The sequence below is a fragment of the Micromonospora sp. BS32 genome (assembly GCF_059089345.1).
The window spans coordinates 1-385 of sequence record NZ_JBSSHR010000170.1 but is presented as its reverse complement, the minus strand read 5'-3'; the positions used below and the strand labels follow the sequence as shown (position 1 = coordinate 385).

Annotated in this window: 1 protein-coding gene; it reads left to right on the top strand. The window is 71.9% G+C overall.

From position 1 onward, the window contains the following. Positions 1 to 29 precede the first annotated feature (29 nt). Positions 30 to 385: response regulator (locus AC5RWQ_RS30760; protein ID WP_494286094.1), on the top strand; the 356-nt coding region annotated here is incomplete at its 3' end.

Below are 385 nucleotides of genomic sequence, written 5' to 3'. Positions count from 1 at the left end.
CATGGACGACAGCAGGGGACGGGATGCCGATGACCGAGCCGGACGCCGGCACGCGCCGCGCCGCGCTCCTCACCGTTGACGACGACCCCGGGGTCTCCCGGGCGATCGCCCGGGACCTGCGCCGCCGCTACGGCGAGCGGTACCGCGTGGTGCGGGCGGAATCCGGCCAGGACGGACTGGACGCGCTGCGGGAGATGAAGCTGCGCGGCGACCTGGTCGCGGTGATCCTGGCCGACTACCGGATGCCGAACATGACCGGCATCGAGTTCCTGGAGCAGGCGATGGACGTGTACCCCGGCGCGCGCCGGGTGCTGCTCACCGCCTACGCGGACACCGGTGCCGCCATCGACGCGATCAACGTCGTCGACCTCGACCACTACCTGCT